Below are 21,370 nucleotides of genomic sequence, written 5' to 3' on the forward strand. Positions count from 1 at the left end.
GGCATGCCCGCGAACACCGGCAAAGCCGGTGCCAGACACCGCGTCGCCCGCTCCCACAGGTGAATCGCGCAGGCTTTTCAAATTTTTGAGAAAGACAGTTGCTCTTACAGCGCGGCCTTGTGTCGCGATGGGCTGCAAAGCAGCCCCGATGGTTATTTGGCCAGCCCGGCCAATGGGCAATGCAGTACCAGCTTGGCCCCACCCAAAGGGCTCTCGCCAATTTCCAGGCCGAACCCATGCAGGTCAACGATCGCCGCAACGATCGACAGCCCCAGGCCGAACCCGGCGTGGCGGTGGCCTTCATCACTGCGGTAGAACCGCTTCAGTACGGCCGTGCGTTCTTCTTCCGGAATACCCGGCCCGCTGTCTTCGATGGCCACGTGCACGCCAGCGTCGTCCTGGGTGGCGGCCACGCGCACCTGCCCACCTTCCGGGGTGAACTTGATCGCGTTACCTACCAGGTTGGCCAGCGCCTCGAACAACAGCTCGCGGTCGCCGTGCAGTGCCGGCAAGTGCCCAGGTTGGTGCAGCTCCAGGTGAATGCCGCCATCTTCGGCCAACGGCAGGTAGAAGTCGTGCAGCTCTACCAGCAAATCATGCGGGTCAAGCTGCACGAAGCCGGCCCGGCGTTGGCGGTCTTCCAGTTCGCTGATGCGCAACAACCCACGAAAACGCGCCATGAGGGTGTCGGTTTCGCCGATGGCCTGGTCCAGTGCCTCGGCTTGCGCGGAATCGTTGTCGCTTTGCTGGCGTATGCGGTACAGCTGGGCGCGCAGGCGGGTCAGTGGGGTGCGCAGGTCGTGGGCAATGTTGTCGCACACGCCCTTGACCTCGTGCATCAGCCGCTCGATGCGGTCAAGCATGGCATTGACGATGGCGGCCAGCATGTCCAGTTCGTCGCGCCGGGCCGACAGCGGCAGGCGGTGCGTGAGGTCGCCGGCGACAATCAGCTCGGCCTGGGCCTGAATGGCCCGGATGCGTTTCAGGGGGCGGCGGCGCAGCAGGTACCAGCCGGCGAACCCGGGGATCAGGGTGAAGGAGATACCCCAGAGCAAGGCATCGAGAATGATCCGTGTGACGACGAACAATGAGCCGTTATCGCGGAACAGCACCAGCCAGCGCCCATCCTGCACCTTGATCGCCACGGCATCGCAGCTGTCGCGGGGCATGCGCGGATCATCGGCATCCAGGCAACGCTTCAGCTCATGGATCTTGCCGTCCAGCCGCAGCCCAGGGGGCAGGGCACGAACACTGCCGCCCAGCGGGTTGAGTTGTGCATCGAACAGGCCATAGGCATCGAAGCTGCGTTCCTCGAAAGCCTGGCTGGCAATCAGGGCGTCGTCCAGCTGCTTGCCGCTCATGTGCGCGAACAGGTGCTGACGCTGCAGCATGGAATGGCGGGTGAGCTTGTTCAGGTAGCTCGAAACCTCGAAGTACAGCACCCCCATGAGGATGCTGCTCCAGGCTACGAATAGAAAACTGTACAGTGCCAGCAGCCGGCTGGTGGACGAACTCCAGCCTTTAGACGGGTTCAGCAATGGCATAGCCGGAGCCCCGCACCGTACGGATCAGCGGCGACTGGCCGGGTGAGTCGATTTTCTTGCGCAGGCGGCCGATATGCACGTCGATCAGGTTGGTGCCCGGGTCGAAGTGGTAGCCCCACACTTCCTCGAAAATCATCATCCGCGTAATGACTTGGCCGCTGTGGCGCATCAGGTACTCCAGCAGTTTGTACTCGGTGGGCAGCAGGTTGAGGGTGTTGTCGCCGCGGCGCGCTTCGTGGCTGATCAGGTCCAGTTGCAGGTCGGCGACCTGCAAGCGGGTCTGGGTCATCGGCACGCTGTTGCGGCGCAGCAGCACCTCGACCCGGGCGGCCATTTCGTCGGAGGCGAACGGCTTGGTCAGGTAGTCGTCACCGCCGGCGCGCAGGCCGCGCACCCGCTCATCGACGTCGGAGAGGGCGCTGATCATCAGGATCGGCGTGGCGATCTTGAGGTTGCGCAGGGTCGTGACGATGGTCAGGCCATCGACCTCAGGCAGCATGCGGTCCAGGGTGATCAGGTCATAACCGCCGGCAATGGCCTTGGCCAGGCCTTCACGACCATTGTCGGCCCACTCCACCTCAAGGCCATGGCTGGTAAGTTCGGCGACGATTTCCTGGCCGGTGACGGCGTCGTCTTCGATGGTCAGTACGCGAGGCATGCTGGTTCCTGGGCATCTAATGGAGACTCGATTGTGCCAAAGAATAGACAACCGGCGATTTAAGAAAAATTCATCTTGCCACAACCTACCTGGGTTCACCCATTGTGAAGACAGACGAGCATGTCGCAGCAGGCTGTGAGAGGATGTCCGTCAACACAGCCAGGACCCCGAACGCAGCCTGATGAAGACACCCAAAAGAATCGAACCCCTGATCGAAGACGGCCTCGTCGACGAAGTACTGCGGCCGTTGATGAGTGGCAAGGAAGCCGCCGTGTACGTGGTGCGTTGCGGTAGCCAGGTGCGCTGCGCCAAGGTCTATAAAGAAGCCAACAAGCGCAGTTTCCGCCAGGCCGCCGAATACCAGGAAGGCCGCAAGGTGCGCAATAGCCGCCAGGCCCGGGCCATGGCCAAGGGTAGCAAGTACGGCCGCAAAGAGGCCGAGGACGCCTGGCAGAACGCCGAAGTGGCGGCACTGTTCCGCCTGGCCGGCGCCGGGGTCCGGGTGCCCAAGCCCTATGACTTCCAGGACGGCGTGTTGCTGATGGAGCTGGTGACCGACGCCGATGGCGATGCCGCACCCCGGCTCAACGACGTGCACCTGGAGGCCGAGGAGGCCCGGGTGTTCCATGCCTTCGTCATTCGCCAGATCGTGCTGATGCTGTGTGCCGGGCTGGTCCATGGCGACCTGTCCGAATTCAATGTGCTGCTCGGCCCGGACGGGCCGGTGATCATCGACCTGCCGCAGGCAGTGGACGCCGCCGCCAACAACCACGCATTCAGCATGCTGCAGCGTGACGTGGACAACATGGCCCACTACTTCGGGCGCTTTGCCCCAGAGCTGAAGAGCACGCGCTATGCCCAGGAAATGTGGGCGCTGTACGAGGCTGGCAAGTTGCTGCCCGATACCGTGTTGACCGGGGTATTCCAGGACGACGAGCATGAGGCCGACGTTGGTGGGGTAATGCGGGAAATCGACGCCGCCCGCTTGGACGAGGCCCGGCGCCGGGCAGCGCGTGCCGAGGCGGAAAACGGCCCGGCCAAGGCCGAGGAGCCGACACCGCCCTGGCTGCAATGATGTGCTGCCGGTGCAGCCCGCTTCGCAGGTTCCCCCCCGAAGCGGGCAACACCGGCTCAGCCAGTGCCCTGCGCGGCCATTACCTTTGATGCAGGACAATATCTCGTCATCCGGCCTTTCCACTGGCCCCTGACAGGCATAAGGTATACGCCGTTCAAATTCCCTGGAGCAGTCATGTCCAACCAATTCCCCTCCGTTCGTCCTCGCCGCCTGCGCCAGAACGAGTCCCTGCGCACCGTATTCCAGGAAACCGAATTCCGCCTTGAAGACCTGATCCTGCCGATCTTCGTGGAAGAAGGCATCGACGATTTCGTGCCCATCAGCAGCATGCCCGGCGTGAACCGCATCCCTGAGAAGCGGCTGGCCCAGGAAATCGAGCGCTATGCCCGCGCCGGTATCAAATCGGTGATGACCTTTGGTGTGTCTCACCACCTGGATGCCGTTGGCAGCGACACCTGGAACGAAAACGGCCTGGTGGCGCGCATGTCGCGTATCTGCAAGGACACCGTGCCGGAAATGGTGGTGATGTCCGATACCTGTTTCTGCGAATACACCAGCCACGGGCACTGCGGCGTGCTGCATGACCACGGCGTGGACAACGACGCCACCTTGGTCAACCTGGGCAAGCAGGCGGTGATCGCCGCCGCGGCCGGTGCCGACTTCATCGCGCCTTCGGCGGCGATGGACGGCCAGGTCCAGGCCATTCGTAGCGCGCTGGACGGTGCAGGCTTCCACGACACTGCGATCATGGCCTATTCGACCAAGTTCGCCTCGTCGCTGTACGGCCCGTTCCGCGAAGCAGGCGGCACTGCGCTCAAAGGTGACCGCAAGAGCTACCAGATGAACCCGATGAACCGCCGCGAGGCCGTGCGTGAATCGCTGCTTGACGAGCAGGAAGGTGCAGACGTGCTGATGGTCAAGCCGGCCGGTGCCTACCTTGACGTGATCGCCGACATTCGTGCGGCCTCGCGCCTGCCGCTGGCGGCGTACCAGGTCAGCGGTGAGTACGCGATGATCAAGTTCGGTGGCCTTGCCGGTGCCATCGACGAAGGCCGCGTGGTGCGCGAAAGCATTGGCGCTATCAAGCGCGCCGGTGCCGACCTGATCCTGACCTACTTCGCCATGGACCTGGCCCGCGAAGGCATTTGAGCAGCAAAGCAGCTCCCCTGGACTGGGGGCGGGCTTACCCGCCCCCAGCGCAATTCCCTACAAAAATTCATTAAGCGCTGAATTATTTTGTGTCCCGTTGTATCAGATGCCATAGAGCATTGATCGACAGGGATACAGGCATGAAATCTCGCAGGAAAAGCGTCAAACCTATTGGCCTCAAGGACATCACGATCGTCGACGATGCCAAGATGAAGAAGGCGATCACCGCCGCTGCACTGGGTAACGCCATGGAGTGGTTCGACTTCGGTGTCTATGGCTTCGTCGCCTATGCATTGGGCAAGGTGTTCTTCCCCAACGCCGACCCCAGTGTGCAAATGATCGCGGCGTTGGCCACCTTTTCGGTGCCATTCCTCATTCGCCCCCTGGGCGGGCTGTTCTTCGGCGCCCTCGGCGACAAGTTCGGCCGGCAGAAAATCCTTGCCGCCACCATCGTCATCATGTCCCTCAGCACCTTTGCCATTGGCTTGATACCGTCCTATGCCAGTATCGGCATATGGGCGCCGATACTGCTGTTGCTGGCGAAAATGGCCCAGGGCTTCTCGGTGGGCGGCGAGTACACCGGCGCCTCGATCTTCGTGGCCGAGTATGCGCCTGACCGCAAGCGCGGCTTCCTTGGCAGCTGGCTGGACTTCGGCTCGATCGCCGGCTTCGTCCTGGGCGCCGGGGTAGTGGTGCTCATTTCCACGGTGCTTGGCGAAGAAAGGTTCCTTGAGTGGGGCTGGCGCCTGCCGTTCTTCCTGGCCTTGCCGCTGGGCATCATCGGCCTCTACCTGCGTAACGCCCTGGAGGAAACCCCCGCGTTCCAGCAGCACGTCGACAAGATGGAGCAGGGTGACCGCGAGGGCCTGGCGTCGGGGCCCAAGGTGTCGTTCAAGGAAGTGGCGACCAAGCACTGGCGTAGCCTGGTGACCTGCATTGGCGTGGTGATCGCCACCAACGTCACCTACTACATGCTGTTGACCTACATGCCCAGCTACCTCTCGCACAACCTGCATTACAGCGAGGACCATGGCGTACTGATCATCATCGCGATCATGGTCGGCATGCTGTTCGTGCAGCCCATCATCGGCCTGCTGAGCGACAAGTTCGGCCGTCGCCCGTTTATCGTGGTCGGCAGTGTCGGGCTGTTCGCCCTGGCCATTCCGGCATTCATGCTGATCAACAGTGGTGTGCTGGGGTTGATCTTCTCGGGGCTGCTGATCATTGCGGTGCTGCTGAACTTCTTCATCGGTGTCATGGCGTCGACGTTGCCGGCGATGTTCCCCACTCACATCCGCTACAGCGCACTGGCCAGTGCCTTCAACATTTCCGTGCTGATCGCCGGCCTGACCCCCACCATCGCCGCCTGGCTGGTGGAAAGCAGCGGCAACCTGTACATGCCCGCCTACTACCTGATGGTGATCGCCGCGGTGGGCCTGGTGACCGGCCTGACCATGAAGGAAACCGCCAACAAACCGCTGCGCGGTGCCGCACCGGCGGCATCGGACATCGACGAGGCCCGGGAGCTGCTGCAGGAACACCACGACAACATCGAGCAGAAGATCGAGGACATCGACGAGCAGATCGCCGAGCTCGAGGCCAAGCGCAAGTTGTTGGTCCAGCAGCACCCGCGCATCGATTGATCAGCGCGGCATGTAGCCACGCTGCCAGGCACGTGGAATGAACCGCGACACCAGGGCCAGCAGGCACGCCAGCACGCAACTGCCGGCCAGTGCCTGCAGGCCCAGGTGGTGTTGCAGCCAGGCGCCCAGCGCGGCGCCCAGCAGCATCCCTGCCCACGGCACCAGTTGCACCCGCCAGCCGTGGCGCCGCTCGCCCAGCAACCAGCGCCCAAGGCCGCGGCCGAAGCGTGACAGTGCACCGGTGACGTAGGTGAGGCCGATGGGCAGGCCGTTCACTTGCTCGACGACTGCGTTGATCATGCCCATGGCCAGGGTCGCGGCCAGCAATGCCGGGAAGGTGGCCGCCAGTGGCCACGCTGCAGCGCAGGCCAGCAACGCCGCCACGACCACCAGCACGGGCCAGGCCCGGCGACGGAAGCCGCGCGCCAGCACTACCCCCAATGTGTTACCCGCGACAAAGCCCAGCAAAGCGCCGCTCAGGCGCAGCACCAGGGCCAGGTCAGCCTGGCTGATCGCCACCGCCAGGCGCGTGGTATTACCGCTCATGAACGATACGAAGTCGCCCAGGGCCAGCAGGCCAATGGCGTCGGTCATGCCTGCCAGCACCGACAGCCCGGCCACCAGGCCAAGGCCGACACGGCCACGCAGCACCTGCAGGCGCAAGCGCCTGGCCGTACGGGTAGTAAGGGGATGGGGTAGCACGGGCAGGCCTCAGGGCAACAGGTTTTCGCGGGCCAGGGTGCCTTTGATGGTGCGCTCGACCACATCCACCAGCACCATGGTCTGGTGATCGACCTCGATGTTCAGCAAATCGCCGGCAGCGTAGCTGGCGAACGTGGTCTGGCGCAGGGTTTCCGGGATCAGGTTGATGGTGACCAGGTTGTCTTCCACGTCGGCCACGGTCAGGCTGCAGCCGTTGACCCCGATGAAGCCCCGCGGGAACACGTACTTGCCCCATGGCGGCGGCATGCGGAAACGGATGAAGGCGCCGGTCTGCTCGATCGACAGTTCGACTATTTCTGCGGTCGTGGCAATGTGGCCAGCCATGAGGTGGCCGCCGACTTCGGCGTTCATCTTCGCCGAACGCTCGATGTTGACCCCTTGGCCGGCCTTGAAATTGCGCAGGTTGGTGCGTTCCAGGGTGGCCGTCATTGCATCGAACCTGACGTGGCTGCCGTCGATCTCGGTGACAGACAAGCACGTGCCCTCGACGCTAACGCTGGCGCCGATCTTCAACTCATCGAGCAGTTCCGGGGTGAGGTCAATGGTGAACTGGTTGTGGCCCGGGTAGCTGGTCACATCAAGCAGTGGGCGGACGGCCTGGACGATGCCGGTGTACATGGTGTTGCTCCTGGGCGCGAAAAGAAAACACCCGAACGCTATGCCTGTACGGCCTCAAAAGCAAGGCGCCAGCGCCCTGGTGCTGCCCAGGGATGCGGCCGGGCATACCCAGGGCGCTGGCCGGCTCACACATGCCCGGTGCTGTTGACGATGCGCAGGCACAGCGCTTCGTACGGGTCCAGGTTCACCAGCAAACGGCCATCCTCAGTCAGGTCGCCTTCTACCGTTTCGTTGATCATGTCCACCACCGGCCCTGGCGTGAAGCCCGTTAGCAGTAGCTCCTCGGCGATCACCTCCTGGCTGAAGTTCAACGCACTGATCTGGATGCCGCGCCCGGCCGGTAGCTCATGCACCATGACCAGCAACCCAGGGCTGCTGACCTCCGGCACCAGCACCTGGCGGCTGGTGGCAATGCCGTAGGCCTGGCGCACCGCGAGCAGTTTTTTCACCTTGCAGGCGAAAGAGTCAGGGTTGTCCAATTGGCTGTCGAGGCTGCCATACAGCGCCCGCGCCCGCGGCATGCCGCGCACTGACGTGTCCGCTTGCGGGTCGAGCCCGGCCAGGTCGTAGCCGCCGCGGTGAATCCAGCGAGTATCGCCGTCGAGCATGCGCTCGGCCACGGCTTCGCCTGGCAAGGGCAGGGCGCCGACCATGTCCCAGCCCGACAGCGCCACCACACCTGGCTGCATGGCGTTGTACATGACCAGCAGCAGGTGCAGTTTCTGGATCTGCTCGATGTCCGCCGGGCCTATTTGGTCGAGGTCGCGGATGCCCAGTGCCGCAGTGATGAGGCTGGCGGTGGTGCAGGCGATGCCATTGGTGACGAAGCGCAGGTTGTAGGGCGCATGCTCGCCCGACAGGCGTTCGTAGATTTCTTCGCGGATGTGCTCGCGCAAGATGTTGCCGGGTAATGTCTGGCCCTTGTACAGGTACATGTCATGGGCATGCAGGGTCCAGAAGTGCACCAGCTCCACGGTCAGTTCGTCGTGGTTCTGCAGGGCATGGATCAGTGAGGCCGGGTCGATGCCGAAGGCGTGCATTTCCTTGAGCATCAGGCGCAGGAACTCGGTGTCGCCGGTCAGCAAGGCATGTTGGTAGGCGGGCCGGGTGATGAAGTCGTAGGACAGGTCGGCACCGCCCTTGGACATTTGCGCAATGTCATCGAGGGTTAGGTTCAGTTCCTGGAAACTGAAGCCGCCGGCCTTGCGGATCATGCCACCGATCAATTGGTTGCCGACCAGCGACAGCGGGTGGCTTTCCGACCAGGCGGTGCCGCTGGCACGGGTTTCCACCCCGAGAAAACCGTTGGCATCCAGGCGCAGGCCACGTGCACCCAGGCAATCCAGGGCATGCAGGGCGTCGCCGATGATCATCTGCTGGGCGGCAAAGGTGGGGTCCAGCCAGTTCAGCGACGGTTGGCCTTCCTTGAAGTAGTGCAGGTAGACCCAACGCCGGGTCTTGCCGTCGACACCGGTGACCGGTGGGGTGGCGCTCCAGTCGGTTTCCTTGACCCCCGGCTCGAAGAAAATCACCCGCTGCAACTGCCCGACGATGTAATGGCGTGCCTTGAGCTCGTCGCACTGTGCGGGCAGCAGGTTGGCCGAGTCACGTCCGGGTGGCACCTCGGGCAGCAAGTGCCAGTCTTCCTCGCGTATCTCCACCATGTGGTACAGGCCCGGGTAGGCGCCGTAGGCCATTTCCGCCAGGCGGAAGTCGGCGCCCTTGCCGGTGTGCGAAGGGATCAGGTCGTCGATGGTCACCGCATTGTGCGCGGCAGCCATGCGGCTCATCTGGATCAGCTCCGGCTCGCTGCCATAGAGCGGGTCGATATCGAAGCTGATGCGGTCGAAGTTGCCGTCTACGCTGGGTGTGAGCTCGCGGTCGCGAATACCGCCAGACAGCTTGATCGGCCCGGTGTGCAGGCCTTGAATGCCGATTTCCGACAGGCGCTTCCACAAGGCTTCATGGGCCAGGGCACCGAGCACCGAGCAGCCCTCTGGGGCGATGATGGCATCGGGGTAAACGGTCAGCCAGACCGAGGCGATTTCCGTGGCCCGGCGGGGCTGTGCCTCGGCGTAGGGTTGTTGCCACAGGCGCGACTGGCCTGAGTACAGGCTGGCGCGCTCCTGGGAAGCCTTGAGCATGGCGCGCGCTTCGAGCCATTTCACGTATGCTGGGTCGGGCTGGGTCATTTCGCGTCCTCTTTGCGTGTCGGCACCGGCTCAGGTTATGACGGCAGAGCGGTCGGATCGTTCGGCCGGGAGCCAGGGCCTGCACGAAATGCCTGGCACAGCGTGCTCAGCGCCGTGCAGCCCACTGCTGCGGTGCCAGGAAGGCGCCGTGGAAGTAATTGCGCAAAGCCTGCATCGCCGGGCTGAACGCCCGCTCGCGGTGCCAGGCCAGCCCCACGCTCATGGGCGCTACCGGGTCGCTGATGGTGACTGTTTCGATGCGCTTGCCCTCCAGCGACCATGGCCGGTGCACCAGGTCTGACAAGATCGCTACGCCACTGCCATTGGCGACCATGCTGCGCACCGCCTCCACCGAACTGGTGCGCACGCGCACGCTGGGCCGTTGCCCGGCCTGCTGCCAATAGCGCATGGCGCTTTGCTCGGCTTCGTCCACGGTCAACAAAATGAACGGCTCTGTGGCGACATCGGCCAGGCTCACGGCCGAGCGTTCGCACAGGGGGTGGTGCGCGGGCAGCCATAGGCGGCGCTCGGAGTTGAACAGCGTTTCTGAAACGATAGCCGGGTGGGTCAGGTTGGCGGTCAGCACCACCGCCATGTCGAAGCGCCCCTCCAGCAGCCCTTGCTCGATGGCACTGCGCTCCTGTTCGTAAAGTTCCAGGATCACGTCGGGGTGCCAGTGCTCCAGGCGCTGCAAGTGGTGCGGCAGGAAGTAGCCGATTACCGTGTAGCTGGCTGCCAGGCGCAACAGGCCGCTGGCGCGTATGTCCGGCAACGGGCTGTTCAGCGCATCGTCGACGCTGCGCAGGATGACGTAGGCGCGGTTGAGGAAGTGCCGGCCGGCTTCGGTCAGGTTCATGCCCTGGGCGGAGCGCTGGAACAGCAGCACGCCGAGCATGGCCTCCAGCTCTTTGATGGCCGTGGTGACCGCCGACTGGGAAATATTGAGGTGGAGGGCGGCCTGGGAGATCTGGCCGATTTCGGCAGTGGCGACAAAGTAGCGCACCTGGCGCAAGGTAAGTGACACGGCAGGCTCCCGGGGTATCTGTTTTTCCGAAGACACCCATTCTGTTTATAGATCTTCCCAAGGGGTAGGGAAGAATCTAACGTGGCTTGCATGCAGCCACAAGCGCCAGGGAGATACGGTCATGCAAGCAGTGGATTTCAACTCGGACATGGGCGAGGGCTTTGGCCCGTGGACCATTGGCGACGGCGTGGATAACGAGCTGATGGGTTACATCAGCAGCGCCAATATCGCCACCGGTTTTCATGCCGGCGACCCCGGCACCATGCGCCGTACGGTGGAGCGGGCCAAGGCCCTGGGGGTTGCCGTGGGGGCACACCCGGGGTTCCGCGACCTGGTCGGTTTCGGTCGCCGGCACATCAACGCATCGGCGCAGGAACTGGTCGACGACATGCTTTACCAGCTCGGGGCGCTGCGTGAAATCGCCCGGGCCCAGGGCGTGAGTCTGCAGCACATCAAACCCCACGGGGCGCTTTACATGCACCTGGCCCGTGACGAGCAAGCTGCACGCTTGCTGGTGGAAAACCTGCGGCTGATCGAACCGCAGTTATTGCTGTTCTGCATGCCCGGCTCGGTGATCTGCCGCATTGCCCAGGAGCTTGGCCAGCCGGTGGTGCGCGAGTTCTATGCCGACCGCGAGTACGACCTGAGCGGCTCGATCGTGTTCACCCGTAACGTAAGGGGCTACCAGCCTTTGGCGGTCGCCGAGCGCGTACTGCGGGCTTGCCGGCAAGGTGTGGTGCGCACCGTCGAGGGCCAGGACCTGGCCATCGAGTTCGATTCCATTTGCCTGCACAGTGATACGCCGGGCGCCCTCGACCTGGTCGAGGCCACGCGCAAGGCGCTGGACCAGGCTGGCATCGTGGTGCGTGCACCGCGCTGACGCAGGCATCCGGCAGCCACAGGCCGGTGCCTGATCATGTTGTTTTCGCCTGCCTTTCTATAAAGATTTCAAGAAAAGGAACAGTCATGGCCGAATCGCTTGCTACAACGCCTATCCGCTACAGCTTCGGCGCCGACGAGCACCTGTTTGCCGAGGTCAGCGAGAGCATGTCGCTGGAAGCCTTCTTCAAAGGTATGGCCGTCACCCGTGCGGTACAGCGCCTGGCGCTGGACGGCGTGCTGGATGTGTGCCTGGCCAATGCATCGTTCCAGGTGCGTTTCGACCCCGACCGCATCGCCCCCGATGCCCTGCTGGCAGCGGTGCGCGGCGCCGAAGCGCAGGCGGTGGCCGAGCGTTCGTTGCATACCCGCATCATCGAGATTCCGGTGCTGTACAACGACCCCTGGACCCACGAAACCTTGATGCGCTTCCGGGACCGCCACCAGGACCCGGCCAGCACCGACCTGGAGTACGCGGCCCGCATCAATGGCCTGGCCGATGTCGACGCGTTCATTGCGGCGCACAGCGGTGCACCGTGGTTCGTTTCCATGGTCGGCTTCGTCGCCGGCCTGCCGTTCATGTTCCAGATGGTCGAGCGCCAGCGCCAGTTGCAGGTGCCCAAGTACCTGCGGCCGCGTACCGACACGCCCCGCCTGACCCTGGGCCATGGTGGTTGTTTCGGTTGCATCTATTCGGTGCGCGGCGCGGGCGGTTACCAGATGTTCGGCGTCACCCCGGCACCGATCTACGACCCGCAACAGACCTTGAGCTACCTGAAGGAGCACATGGTGTTCTTCCGCCCAGGTGACATCGTGCAATTCAAACCCATCGACCGCCGCGCGTATGACCAGGCAGTGGCTGAGGTGGAGGAGGGCCGTTTCGACCTGCGCATTCGCCCGGTGGTGTTTTCCCTGGACGCATTCCTTGCCGACCCGGTCGGCTACCCCAAATCGCTGCAGGAGGTGCTGGCATGATCAAGGTACTCAAACCGGGCCTGGCGACCTCCGTGCAGGACCTGGGGCGCGAAGGCTATTACCACCTGGGCATTCCGCCATCTGGCGCGCTCGACCAGTATGCCCTGAGCGCAGCCAATTACCTGGTGGGCAACCCGCCGGGCGCTGCCGGCCTGGAATGTGCGCTGGTCGGCCCTGAACTTGAGTTCCAGGCAGATGCGCTGGTGGCAGTGTGCGGTGCGCAGATGCCCGCCTTGCTCGATGGCCGCGAGCAGCGGCCCGACACGGCATTTGCCGTGCGCGCCGGGCAGGTGCTGCGTTTCAGCTTCCCGACGGCGGGCGCGCGGGCCTACCTGGCAGTGGCGGGGGGTATTGATGTGGCCGAGGTGCTGGGTAGCCGATCGACCTACGCGCTTGGGGCCTTGGGTGGCTTCCAGGGGCGCAAGTTGTTGGCCGGTGACCTGTTGCCGATCGGCACGCCCACCGGCACCGGCCGCGCCGGCGCAAGCCTGCCGATGGCACTGCGCCAGGCCCTGGGCGGCGAAGTGGTGCTGCGGGTGGTGCCGGGGTTGTATTTTCACCGGCTGACCGAAGCTGCTGCGCAAAGCTTCTTCACCGAAGCCTGGACGGTAGGCTCCGAGGCGGATCGCATCGGTTACCGCTACAAAGGCGGAAGTGCCTTGAGTTTCCAGCCGCGGGAGCAACCATTCGGTGCTGGTTCGGACCCTTCCAACATCGTCGACAGCTGCTACCCCATCGGCTCGATCCAGGTACCGGCCGGGCTGGAGCCGATCATTCTGCACCGGGATGCCGTATCGGGCGGTGGCTACGCCATGATTGGCACGTTGATCAGCGCCGACCTCGACCTGATCGGGCAGATGCAGCCGAATCAGCAGGCACGCTTTCTGAGAGTCAGCCTGGAGCAGGCACTGGAGGCACGCCGCTCTTACAAGAAGAAGCTGGCGTGCCTGGCCCGGTTGTTCAGCTGAACGGATGACAACTTGCCGATGCGGGGGGCAAGGGCCGCCAACCCCGCCCGGCCATTTACGCAGGTTGCTCGGCCAAGCCGTTACTGACGTTGCGCCCCAGCACCAGCACGGTGACGAAGCCACAGCCCACCAGGGCCGTGGCCAGGCTCAAGAGCACTGCGGTGCCCATGTGGTCCACCACTTGCCCGCCAAAGAACGAGCCCACGGCAATGATCACCTGGAACAAGGCCACGAACAGCGGCATGCCCCGCTCGACATCCTTGGGCGCGACCACGAACATCCAGATATTGGCGCAGGCCGGGAACGCGCCGAAGGCGAACCCCCATAGCGCAATCAGCATCGCCGCGCCGGTCAGGCCGGTGGCGAAATACGGAAACAGCGCTGTGCTGGCGGCGATCAGCAATGCCACCAGCATCAGCGAATGGCGCACACTGCGGTTGGCGGCGAAGCCGGCGAAGATATTGCCCATGAACCCGGCCACGCCATACAGCAGCAACAATGAGCCGATGGTCGGGCCGTCGAAGCCGGCATTCTGTTTGAAGAACGGCGCTACATAGGTGTAGGCGGCAAAATGCGCCAGGCCAATCAACAGCACGGCGATCAGGCCAACGCGCGCTTGCGGGTTGATGAACAGCGCCGGCAGGTCGCGCACACCAATGGCTTTTTCGGGCAACAGCCGCGGCAGCAGCAAAACCTGCGCCAGGAGCACGGGCACGCCCACCAGTGCAGTCACCAGGAAGGTCATTCGCCAGCCCAGCAGGCCGCTTAGCCAGGTGCCTACCGGCACGCCCACCACCGTCGCCAGGGTCACCCCGGCCATGATGATCGAGTTGGCCTTGGCCACGCCGACGCCCTCAGGGGCCAGGCGCCCGCTGAGGGCGATGGCCGTGGCCCAGAAGCCGCCGATGCTGACACCCAGCAGCACCCGGCCGACCAGTAGCAGGCTGAAGTCGCCCGCATAGGCGACGATGCTGTTGGCGATGATCATGATCAGCGTCAGGCCGATCAGCAGGTAGCGCCGGTCCAGCGCGCCAACCCCCACGGAAATGGCCGGGGCGGCCAGCGCGGCCATGATGCCGGGCAGGGTGACCATCAGGCCGGCGAAGCCTGCACTGATACCCAGGTCGCTGGCGACATCGTTGAGAACGCCCACTGGCAGAAATTCGCTGGTGACCAGGGCGAAGGCGCCAATGGCGACCGAGAGGATCGCCAGCCACTGCTGGGTCACGCTCTGTTGATTATGTTCAGGACGGCCCCGTGGGGCCTGGCTGGCACTTGGCATGGTGGTGACTTCCAAGGAGGGATGACGCCTGTAGCAGGCGCGGGAGGGGGGATTGGCCGGGGATTATAGGGGTGGGTGTGGGCGGCCGACAGGCGAACGGCGTGATAGTGAACATCAGTGCCATCGATGAAACGCCGGGTGCAGAGCGGTTGCTGGCGAATGACGCCTCGGCGTGCAGACCGCTGACCCAAAATATTGCATGAGTCTTCTTGATGCTTTTACCTAGCGGTACTAATACTAAATCACGGCCGCAGAGGGATGATCATGCAAACACGCTTCGTTGTGGTTCCCGCAGTGCCGCTGAAAAAAGAGGTTCAGCCTCGGCGGCTTGGCTTTCCCGCTGCATTGGGCGAGGGTTACGACCTCTACGATACGCAAGACAAGGTGCGTTTGAGCCTGAACTTTGCCACCCGAGCCCAGGCGGAATTCGAGTGTGACTGTCGCAACCGCTGCCCGGATGCCGATGCTGCGGAGATCGCCGGCATGGTCTAGTCACGTACGGTGGGCCCTCACCAAGGGGTGAGGGTAGCGATCAGCCGTGGTTGCGCAGGGCGGCGACCAGTTCGGCCTTGGTCATGCTGGAGCGGCCTTTTATGGCTTTGCTGCGGGCTTCCTTCAGCAGGCTTTCCTATGTCTGGCTTTCCAGTGAGCTGCCGGATGCGCGCGCGTGCCCGTGGCGGGTGTGTGCTGCCCGCCTGGCCGAATCGGCGCGGGCGGCTTTCTTCTCGCTGGCAGAGGTGCTGCTCCCCGAGCCGCCTTGCTTTTCACCGCCGCCGGATTGCTTGTTGACCGTGGCCCAGGCGCGCGCTTCGGCTTCCTCTTTGGCCAGGCCTTTATCCTCATAGGCGTGCTCGATGTGCTCGGCCTTGCGCTTCTGTTTTTCGGTGTACTTGCCTTTGTCGCCGCGTGGCATGGTGTTCACTCCTGCAGTCATACCTGAACGGTTGAAACGCTCCCCGCCAGAGAGTGCCGGTCACTGGACGAGCGGCACCGTGCCGCGCATCGACGACAACCGCGCGCGACACTGTCGCCAACCCCATTCGCGCCGGTCTGGTGAGCAGGCGGGTGGCTATCCGCATTGGGGCCATGTGTGGCAGGGATAGCGCAGGTGAGGGCTTCGCCCTCATTTCGCGACACGAGGCCGCTCCTACAACAGATTGCCCGAGCGGGGAAAACATGCACCCAAGACAGCAGCCCCTGTGGGAGCCCGGCTTGCCGGCGATGGGCCGCAAGGCGGCCCCAACCGGTTGACGAAGCGGGATCAACGAACGGCCTGCCTTTCAATGGTCACAAAGCTGTAACACAGCTGATGCAAAGTGTGCCGGCCATCACAAGGAGCGCTTTTCGATGATTCGCCTGATGAAGTCTGCTGCACTCGCCGTTGCCGTTTCGCTTTGCGCCACTTCCGCTGCATTTGCTGCTGAAAACGTACGCCTGACCGGTTCCGGCGCCAGCTTCCCGGCACCGATCTACCTGACCTGGTTCAAGGATTTCAGCAAGAACACAGCGGGCGTTACCGTTGATTACCAATCCAAGGGGAGTGGCGCGGGCGTTCAGGACTTCCTGAACAAGACCGTCGACTTCGCCGCCAGCGACTCGGCCATGAGCGAAGCCGACATCGCCAAGGTTGCCGAGGGCGTCCAGTTGCTGCCGATGACCGCCGGCGAAATCGTCCTGGCTTACAACCTGCCCGGCAACCCCAAGGGCCTGAAGTTGCCGCGCGATGTTTACTCGAACATCTTCCTCGGCAAGATCACCCAGTGGAACGACCCGAAAATCGCCGCGGCCAACCCGCAAATGAAGCTGCCTGACCTGCCCATCACCGTGGTGGTACGTGCCGACTCCAGTGGCACCAACGCCGTGTTCACCAAGCACCTGTCGGCCATCAACGCCGACTTCAAGAGCACCTTGGGTGAGGGCAACACGGTCAACTGGCCAGCGACCGACAAGTTCATCAAATCGCCGAAGAACGACGGGGTGACCGCTACCGTTCGCCAGACCCCAGGTGCCATTGGCTACATCGAGTACGGCTTCGCCAAGCTGGCCAAGGTGGACTTCGCTGCCCTGGAAAACAAGGCTGGCCAGTACGTGGTGCCAAATGCCGAAAGCGGTGCCCAGGCCCTGGCAGCGGTGAAACTGCCGGAAAACCTGGTCGCCAACCTGCCCGACCCGGAAGGCGCCAAGTCCTACCCGATCACCTCCTACACCTGGATGATCTTCCGCAAGGACAACGGCAACCCGGCAAAGGCCAAGGCCATGCGTGAGATGGTCGAGTACGGCCTCACCCAGGGCCAGAAGATTGCCGACTCGATGGGCTACATCCCGCTGCCGCCATCGGTTGTCGACCAGGTGCGCAAAGCGTCTGCAAACATCCAGTAACACCCAGGCGCTCCCGGCAGCGGCATGAAGCCATGCCGGGGGTGTTTGTCCCTTGTCCCGGAATACGCCATGAACACACCTTTTGCCATACCGGATAATCCCGATTCCGCGTGCCAGCCACCGTCTACGAAAGACTTTCTGGTCGACCGCACCTTCCGTGCGCTTGCCCGTATCGGGGTGGTGCTGGTACTGGCGCTGGTTTTCGCGCTGGTCTACGAAGTGGGCCGCAAGGCACTGCCAGGCATTGAAAAGCACGGTTTCGACGTGCTCCTGGGCAGTGTCTGGGACGTCAACCAAGGCAAGTACGGTATTCTGCCCGCGATCTGGGGTACGCTCTACAGCGCCTTCATCGCCCTGTTGATTGCCGGTTTCTTCGGCGTCAGCATGGCCATTTTCCTCACCCAGGATTTCCTTCCGGCCAGGCTTGCCGCGGTGTTCCGCACCATCGTCGAGCTGCTCGCCGCCATCCCCAGCGTGGTCTATGGCCTGTGGGGCATCTATGTGGTCATCCCGGCCATTCGCCCCCTGACCACCTGGTTGAACAGCGAGCTGGGCTGGATTCCGTTTTTTGGCACCTCCCTCAGCGGGCCCGGCCTGCTGCCGGCCGCACTGGTCCTGGCGATCATGATCCTGCCGACCATCGCTGCCGTTTCGCAGGACGCGCTGACCAGCGTGCCCATGAAAACCAAGCAGGCCGCCTACGGCATGGGCACCACGCACTGGGAGGCCATCCTGAAAGTGATGGTGCCTTCTGCGGCCACCGGTATCTTTGGCTCGCTGGTGCTGGGCCTTGGCCGGGCTCTGGGCGAAACCATGGCGCTGGCCATGCTGGTGGGTAATGCCAACACCATTTCCGTGTCCTTGTTCGCCCCGGCCAATACCCTGGCGGCGCTGCTGGCGCTGAACTTCCCGGAAGCCGGCCCGAACGAGATCGAAGTGCTGATGTATGCGGCACTGGTACTGATGTTCATCACCCTGCTGGTGAACGTGCTTGGCTCGATGATCATGCTCTACGCTCAGCGGGGGAATAAACAATGACCAACCTGACAACCCCTGCCGCCGCGCTGCCCAGCCTGCAGCGCCGGCTCGAAGGCCGCGCCTTGCGCAGCCTGGTGTTGACCATCCTGGCCTGGTTGGCCGCGTTGCTGGCCAGTGTGCCGCTGATTTCCGTGCTGTACATGCTGATCACCCGCGGCGGTGCCCGCCTGAACCTGGAAGTGTTCACCGAACTGCCGCCGACGGGGTTCGAGATGGGCGGCGGCTTCGGCAACGCCATGGCCGGTACCTTCGTCATGGTCGGCATCGCTGCCGCCATCGCGGTGCCGGTGGGTATCCTGGCAGCGGTGTTCCTTGCCGAGCTGGGCCCGGACAGCAAGCTGGCCAACGCTGCAAGGTTTGCCGCCAAGATGCTCACCGGCCTGCCATCGATCCTGGCCGGTGTGTTTGCCTACGCCCTGGTGGTGATGACTACCGGCACCTATTCGGCACCGGCAGGCGGGGTGGCACTGGCGGTGCTGATGCTGCCCATCGTGGTACTGACCGCCGAAGAGGCGATGAAGATGGTCCCCAAGATCATGAAGGACGCTGCCTACGGCATGGGCTGCACCCGTGCCCAGGTCATCTGCAAGATCGTGCTGCCCACCGGCTTGCCGGCCATTCTCACCGGCGTGATGCTGGCCGTGGCCCGTGCCGCAGGTGAAACCGCGCCCTTGCTGTTCACCGCGCTGTTCAGCAACTACTGGATCTACCACAACGGCGACCTGGCGGTAATGAACCCCACTGCCTCGCTGGCGGTGCTGATCTACAACTTCTCCGGCATGCCGTTCGACAACCAGCTTGAGCTCGCCTGGGCGGCCTCGCTGGTGCTGGTCATGATCGTGCTGGTCATCAACATCCTTAGCCGTGTATTCGGCAAGCCCAAGTATTGAGAACAGGGAGCATCCATCTTGAACGTATCCACCGCACAACGTGCCGCTCCCGTGGCCAGCGAAGCCACCCCCATCGTCATGGACTGCAAGCTGGACAAGATTTTCTACGGCAACTTCATGGCCGTGCGCGACAGCCATGTGCCGATCCGCAAGAACGAGATTACCGGCTTCATTGGGCCGTCCGGCTGCGGCAAGAGCACCGTGCTGCGTAGCCTGAACCGCATGAACGACCTGGTGAAAGGCTTCCGCTTCGAGGGCCACGTGCACTTCCTGGGCCAGGATGTGTATGGCAAGGGCGTAGACCCGGTAGTGGTGCGCCGCTATATCGGCATGGTGTTCCAGCAGCCCAACCCGTTTTCCATGAGCATTTTCGACAACGTTGCCTTTGGCCTGCGCCTGAACCGCTACAAAGGGGACCTGGGCGACCGCGTGAAACACGCCCTGCAAGGCGCTGCGCTGTGGGACGAAGTGAAGGACAAGCTCAAGGTCAGCGGCCTGTCGTTGTCCGGCGGCCAGCAGCAGCGCCTGTGTATCGCCCGGGCCATCGCCACCGAGCCGGAAGTGCTGCTGCTGGACGAGCCGTGCTCGGCACTCGACCCCATTGCCACCCGCCGCGTGGAAGAGCTGATGGTCGAGCTGAAGAAGGACTACACCATCGCCCTGGTGACCCACAACATGCAGCAGGCGATTCGCGTTGCCGACACCACGGCGTTCTTCTCGGTGGACATTTCCCAGGGGACCCGTACCGGCTACCTGGTCGAGATGGGGCCGACCGCGCAGATCTTCCAGAACCCGCGTGAACAACTGACCAGTGACTATATCAGCGGCAAGTTCAGCTGAACCATCGCTGTACAAGGGGGCGGTGCTGCAACCAGGGAGGTGGCAGCACCGCCCGCACAACCTTTGGTTAAAGTGTTACCCAGGATTTCCAATGCAACCGATGTGTCGATTAGATCTGTCTGCGGTAGAGCGCGCTCTGCGCGAGGTGCAGGGCCGTTTTGCCGAGCTGAGCCAACACTTCACCGAACCGCGGGACCCGTTCACCGACGAGGTGCTGCTGAATGTGGTTGAAGGCTACGCGCTGATTGACGACTATGTCGCTCGCGGAATAGACCTGTTCGACCTGCAACAGCTGAACCTGATGCTGGAAATCAATGCCACGGTGCTGTGTGGCCGTGACCCGGCCCGGCGCGTGGAGTTCGCGGCGCACCTGGCGGCGACCGAAGCGCATTTTTTCAACAATGTGGAAGGTGGCATCACGGACTTGCACAACTGGTATTGCGCCTACCGCAGCGATTCGATCTGGAAGCGGGCAGCCGGTGTGTACGTACGTATCCTCAGCAAGCCACAGCTGTTCATCGAAGGTAACAACCGCACCGGCTCGCTCATCGTCAGTTACCTGCTGATGCGTGCCGGGCTGCCGCCATTCGTGCTGTCGCTGGACAACGCCGAGGGCTACTTCAACCCGTCCTCGGTCATACGTAATTCCGCCAAACACGGTGTCAAGGCTTTGTACGAACTGCCCAAGATCAAGAAAAAGTACGCCGCGTTCCTCGAGGCCAAGGCGCCTGCGCCCGGCAAGTTCTTCCTGGGCGCCACCGCGGTGCCTGTTTGCGCGGGGGGGCGCTGATGCAACCGTTCACCCTGATAGAGCGCGGGCGGCAGGCCATCGAGCGCAAGCTCAAACGTGGCCAGGTGCGCATTTCGTTCGATATCGACGACACCCTGGCCTGCCAGCCTGAGCACGCGGCTGCCGAGCACAGCAGGTTGCCGGGCTTCGTCCACCGCTGGCTCGGTGAGCCCCTGCGCAGCGGTACCCGCGAGCTGATTCGCGACCTGCGCCGCCAGGGCTGCAGCATCTGGATCTATACCTCGTCCGGGCGCACCCCAGCGTACATCCGCCGCTGGTTGCTGCTGTACGGCATTCATGTCGACGGGGTGGTCAACAGTGACCGCCACCAGCACATACTGGCGCGGAATGGGCTGGCGCATTCCCCGTCCAAACTGCCTTCGGCCTTCGATATCGACCTGCATGTGGATGACTCCGAAGGCGTGCGGCTGGAAGGCGTGGACCATGGTTTCCGCGTTGTGGTGGTGTGCCCGCAGGACAAGCACTGGGCGCAGAAGGTCAAGGCCGCAGCGGTGGACGTGCAGGCCCGCCTGGCCCGGCAGCAGCCGCACCGCTACGAAGCGCCTGTGAGATCGAGCGCCGCCCGCGCGGCGCAATCGCGAGCTGCGCTCGCTCCTACGTCTGTTTCGGGCCAGTAACCCCTGTGCCAGATGCGCGCGGCCGCCTTGTTCGTACGACGCGACTTTGAGGCATGCGCCAAGAG

The 21,370-nt window shown here is 63.4% G+C and carries 20 protein-coding genes and 1 pseudogene; 13 read left to right on the forward strand and 8 right to left on the reverse strand.

Annotation, left to right across the window (positions count from 1 at the left end):
* Positions 1 to 152: 152 nt before the first annotated feature.
* Positions 153 to 1,544, reverse strand: coding sequence for a sensor histidine kinase (locus B3361_RS21890; protein ID WP_029887701.1), 1,392 nt, complete (start codon positions 1,542 to 1,544; stop codon positions 153 to 155).
* Entirely contained in the window at positions 1,522 to 2,202 is a 681-nt protein-coding gene (locus B3361_RS21895; protein ID WP_047149773.1) for a response regulator transcription factor, read from the reverse strand. The genes B3361_RS21890 and B3361_RS21895 overlap by 23 nt, the downstream gene beginning before the upstream one ends.
* 181 nt (positions 2,203 to 2,383) lie before the next feature.
* Between B3361_RS21895 and B3361_RS21900 the strand changes: the two genes are divergently transcribed.
* The 3 genes from B3361_RS21900 (at position 2,384) to proP (ending at position 6,069) form a co-directional block, all read left to right on the forward strand.
* On the forward strand, positions 2,384 to 3,277 hold the full coding sequence (locus B3361_RS21900) for a PA4780 family RIO1-like protein kinase (protein WP_029887702.1): 894 nt from the start codon (positions 2,384 to 2,386) through the stop codon (positions 3,275 to 3,277).
* A 174-nt stretch (positions 3,278 to 3,451) separates the two neighbouring features.
* The gene (gene hemB, locus B3361_RS21905; protein ID WP_029887703.1) at positions 3,452 to 4,426 is read left to right on the forward strand and encodes a porphobilinogen synthase; all 975 of its coding nucleotides are present in this window, start codon (positions 3,452 to 3,454) and stop codon (positions 4,424 to 4,426) included.
* Between the two features lie 140 nt (positions 4,427 to 4,566).
* Positions 4,567 to 6,069: a glycine betaine/L-proline transporter ProP gene (gene proP / locus B3361_RS21910; RefSeq protein ID WP_029887704.1), complete on the forward strand. Its 1,503-nt coding sequence runs from the start codon at positions 4,567 to 4,569 to the stop codon at positions 6,067 to 6,069.
* Here the strand turns inward: proP and B3361_RS21915 are convergent, their stop codons facing one another.
* The 4 genes from B3361_RS21915 to B3361_RS21930 all read right to left on the reverse strand — a co-directional run bounded on the left by B3361_RS21915 (position 6,070) and on the right by B3361_RS21930 (position 10,626).
* Positions 6,070 to 6,771, reverse strand: coding sequence for a YoaK family protein (locus B3361_RS21915; RefSeq protein ID WP_033690228.1), 702 nt, complete (start codon positions 6,769 to 6,771; stop codon positions 6,070 to 6,072). It lies immediately after the preceding gene.
* A 9-nt stretch (positions 6,772 to 6,780) separates the two neighbouring features.
* Positions 6,781 to 7,410, reverse strand: coding sequence for a riboflavin synthase (locus tag B3361_RS21920; RefSeq protein WP_009682149.1), 630 nt, complete (start codon positions 7,408 to 7,410; stop codon positions 6,781 to 6,783).
* Positions 7,411 to 7,535: 125 nt separating this feature from the next.
* Positions 7,536 to 9,602, reverse strand: a complete 2,067-nt coding sequence (gene treS, locus B3361_RS21925) for a maltose alpha-D-glucosyltransferase (protein WP_009682148.1) — start codon at positions 9,600 to 9,602, stop codon at positions 7,536 to 7,538.
* Between the two features lie 106 nt (positions 9,603 to 9,708).
* The gene (locus B3361_RS21930; protein ID WP_054904400.1) at positions 9,709 to 10,626 is read right to left on the reverse strand and encodes a LysR family transcriptional regulator; all 918 of its coding nucleotides are present in this window, start codon (positions 10,624 to 10,626) and stop codon (positions 9,709 to 9,711) included.
* A 121-nt stretch (positions 10,627 to 10,747) separates the two neighbouring features.
* On the opposite strand from B3361_RS21930, the gene B3361_RS21935 reads away from it, so the two are divergent.
* The 3 genes from B3361_RS21935 (at position 10,748) to B3361_RS21945 (ending at position 13,448) form a co-directional block, all read left to right on the forward strand.
* Positions 10,748 to 11,506, forward strand: a complete 759-nt coding sequence (locus B3361_RS21935) for a 5-oxoprolinase subunit PxpA (RefSeq protein ID WP_009682146.1) — start codon at positions 10,748 to 10,750, stop codon at positions 11,504 to 11,506.
* A gap of 86 nt (positions 11,507 to 11,592) precedes the next feature.
* A complete protein-coding gene (locus B3361_RS21940; protein WP_054904401.1) occupies positions 11,593 to 12,480 on the forward strand; it encodes a 5-oxoprolinase subunit B family protein in 888 nt (295 codons plus the stop codon).
* Entirely contained in the window at positions 12,477 to 13,448 is a 972-nt protein-coding gene (locus B3361_RS21945) for a biotin-dependent carboxyltransferase family protein (protein WP_054904402.1), read from the forward strand. The genes B3361_RS21940 and B3361_RS21945 overlap by 4 nt, the downstream gene beginning before the upstream one ends.
* Before the next feature lie 55 nt (positions 13,449 to 13,503).
* On the opposite strand, the gene B3361_RS21950 is transcribed toward B3361_RS21945, so the two are convergent.
* Positions 13,504 to 14,730, reverse strand: a complete 1,227-nt coding sequence (locus B3361_RS21950) for an MFS transporter (protein ID WP_033690232.1) — start codon at positions 14,728 to 14,730, stop codon at positions 13,504 to 13,506.
* A 258-nt stretch (positions 14,731 to 14,988) separates the two neighbouring features.
* On the opposite strand from B3361_RS21950, the gene B3361_RS21955 reads away from it, so the two are divergent.
* The gene (locus B3361_RS21955; RefSeq protein WP_009682142.1) at positions 14,989 to 15,222 is read left to right on the forward strand and encodes a hypothetical protein; all 234 of its coding nucleotides are present in this window, start codon (positions 14,989 to 14,991) and stop codon (positions 15,220 to 15,222) included.
* Positions 15,223 to 15,262: 40 nt separating this feature from the next.
* On the opposite strand, the pseudogene B3361_RS21960 reads toward B3361_RS21955, so the two are convergent.
* Positions 15,263 to 15,643, reverse strand: a pseudogene (locus B3361_RS21960) (termination factor Rho).
* 434 nt (positions 15,644 to 16,077) lie between these two features.
* Here B3361_RS21960 and pstS point away from each other — a divergent pair.
* From pstS to B3361_RS21990, 6 genes are all read left to right on the forward strand, one after another.
* Positions 16,078 to 17,109 carry a phosphate ABC transporter substrate-binding protein PstS gene (gene pstS, locus B3361_RS21965; protein WP_054904403.1) on the forward strand — a complete coding sequence of 344 codons (1,032 nt, stop codon included), beginning with the start codon at positions 16,078 to 16,080 and terminating at the stop codon, positions 17,107 to 17,109.
* A gap of 69 nt (positions 17,110 to 17,178) precedes the next feature.
* A complete protein-coding gene (gene pstC, locus B3361_RS21970) occupies positions 17,179 to 18,147 on the forward strand; it encodes a phosphate ABC transporter permease subunit PstC (protein WP_009681760.1) in 969 nt (322 codons plus the stop codon).
* Entirely contained in the window at positions 18,144 to 19,037 is an 894-nt protein-coding gene (gene pstA / locus B3361_RS21975) for a phosphate ABC transporter permease PstA (RefSeq protein ID WP_009681761.1), read from the forward strand. Before pstC ends, pstA begins: the two co-directional genes overlap by 4 nt.
* Positions 19,038 to 19,115: 78 nt before the next feature.
* The gene (gene pstB, locus B3361_RS21980) at positions 19,116 to 19,877 is read left to right on the forward strand and encodes a phosphate ABC transporter ATP-binding protein PstB (protein ID WP_017148287.1); all 762 of its coding nucleotides are present in this window, start codon (positions 19,116 to 19,118) and stop codon (positions 19,875 to 19,877) included.
* A gap of 91 nt (positions 19,878 to 19,968) precedes the next feature.
* Positions 19,969 to 20,667 carry a hypothetical protein gene (locus B3361_RS21985; RefSeq protein ID WP_286920360.1) on the forward strand — a complete coding sequence of 233 codons (699 nt, stop codon included), beginning with the start codon at positions 19,969 to 19,971 and terminating at the stop codon, positions 20,665 to 20,667.
* Positions 20,667 to 21,305, forward strand: coding sequence for an HAD family hydrolase (locus B3361_RS21990; RefSeq protein ID WP_286920361.1), 639 nt, complete (start codon positions 20,667 to 20,669; stop codon positions 21,303 to 21,305). The genes B3361_RS21985 and B3361_RS21990 overlap by 1 nt, the downstream gene beginning before the upstream one ends.
* The last annotated feature ends 65 nt before the right edge of the window (positions 21,306 to 21,370 follow it).

Origin of the sequence: Pseudomonas sp. UBA6699 (assembly GCF_002454615.1) — a bacterium.
GTDB classification, from domain to species: Bacteria; Pseudomonadota; Gammaproteobacteria; order Pseudomonadales; family Pseudomonadaceae; genus Aquipseudomonas; species Aquipseudomonas juntendi.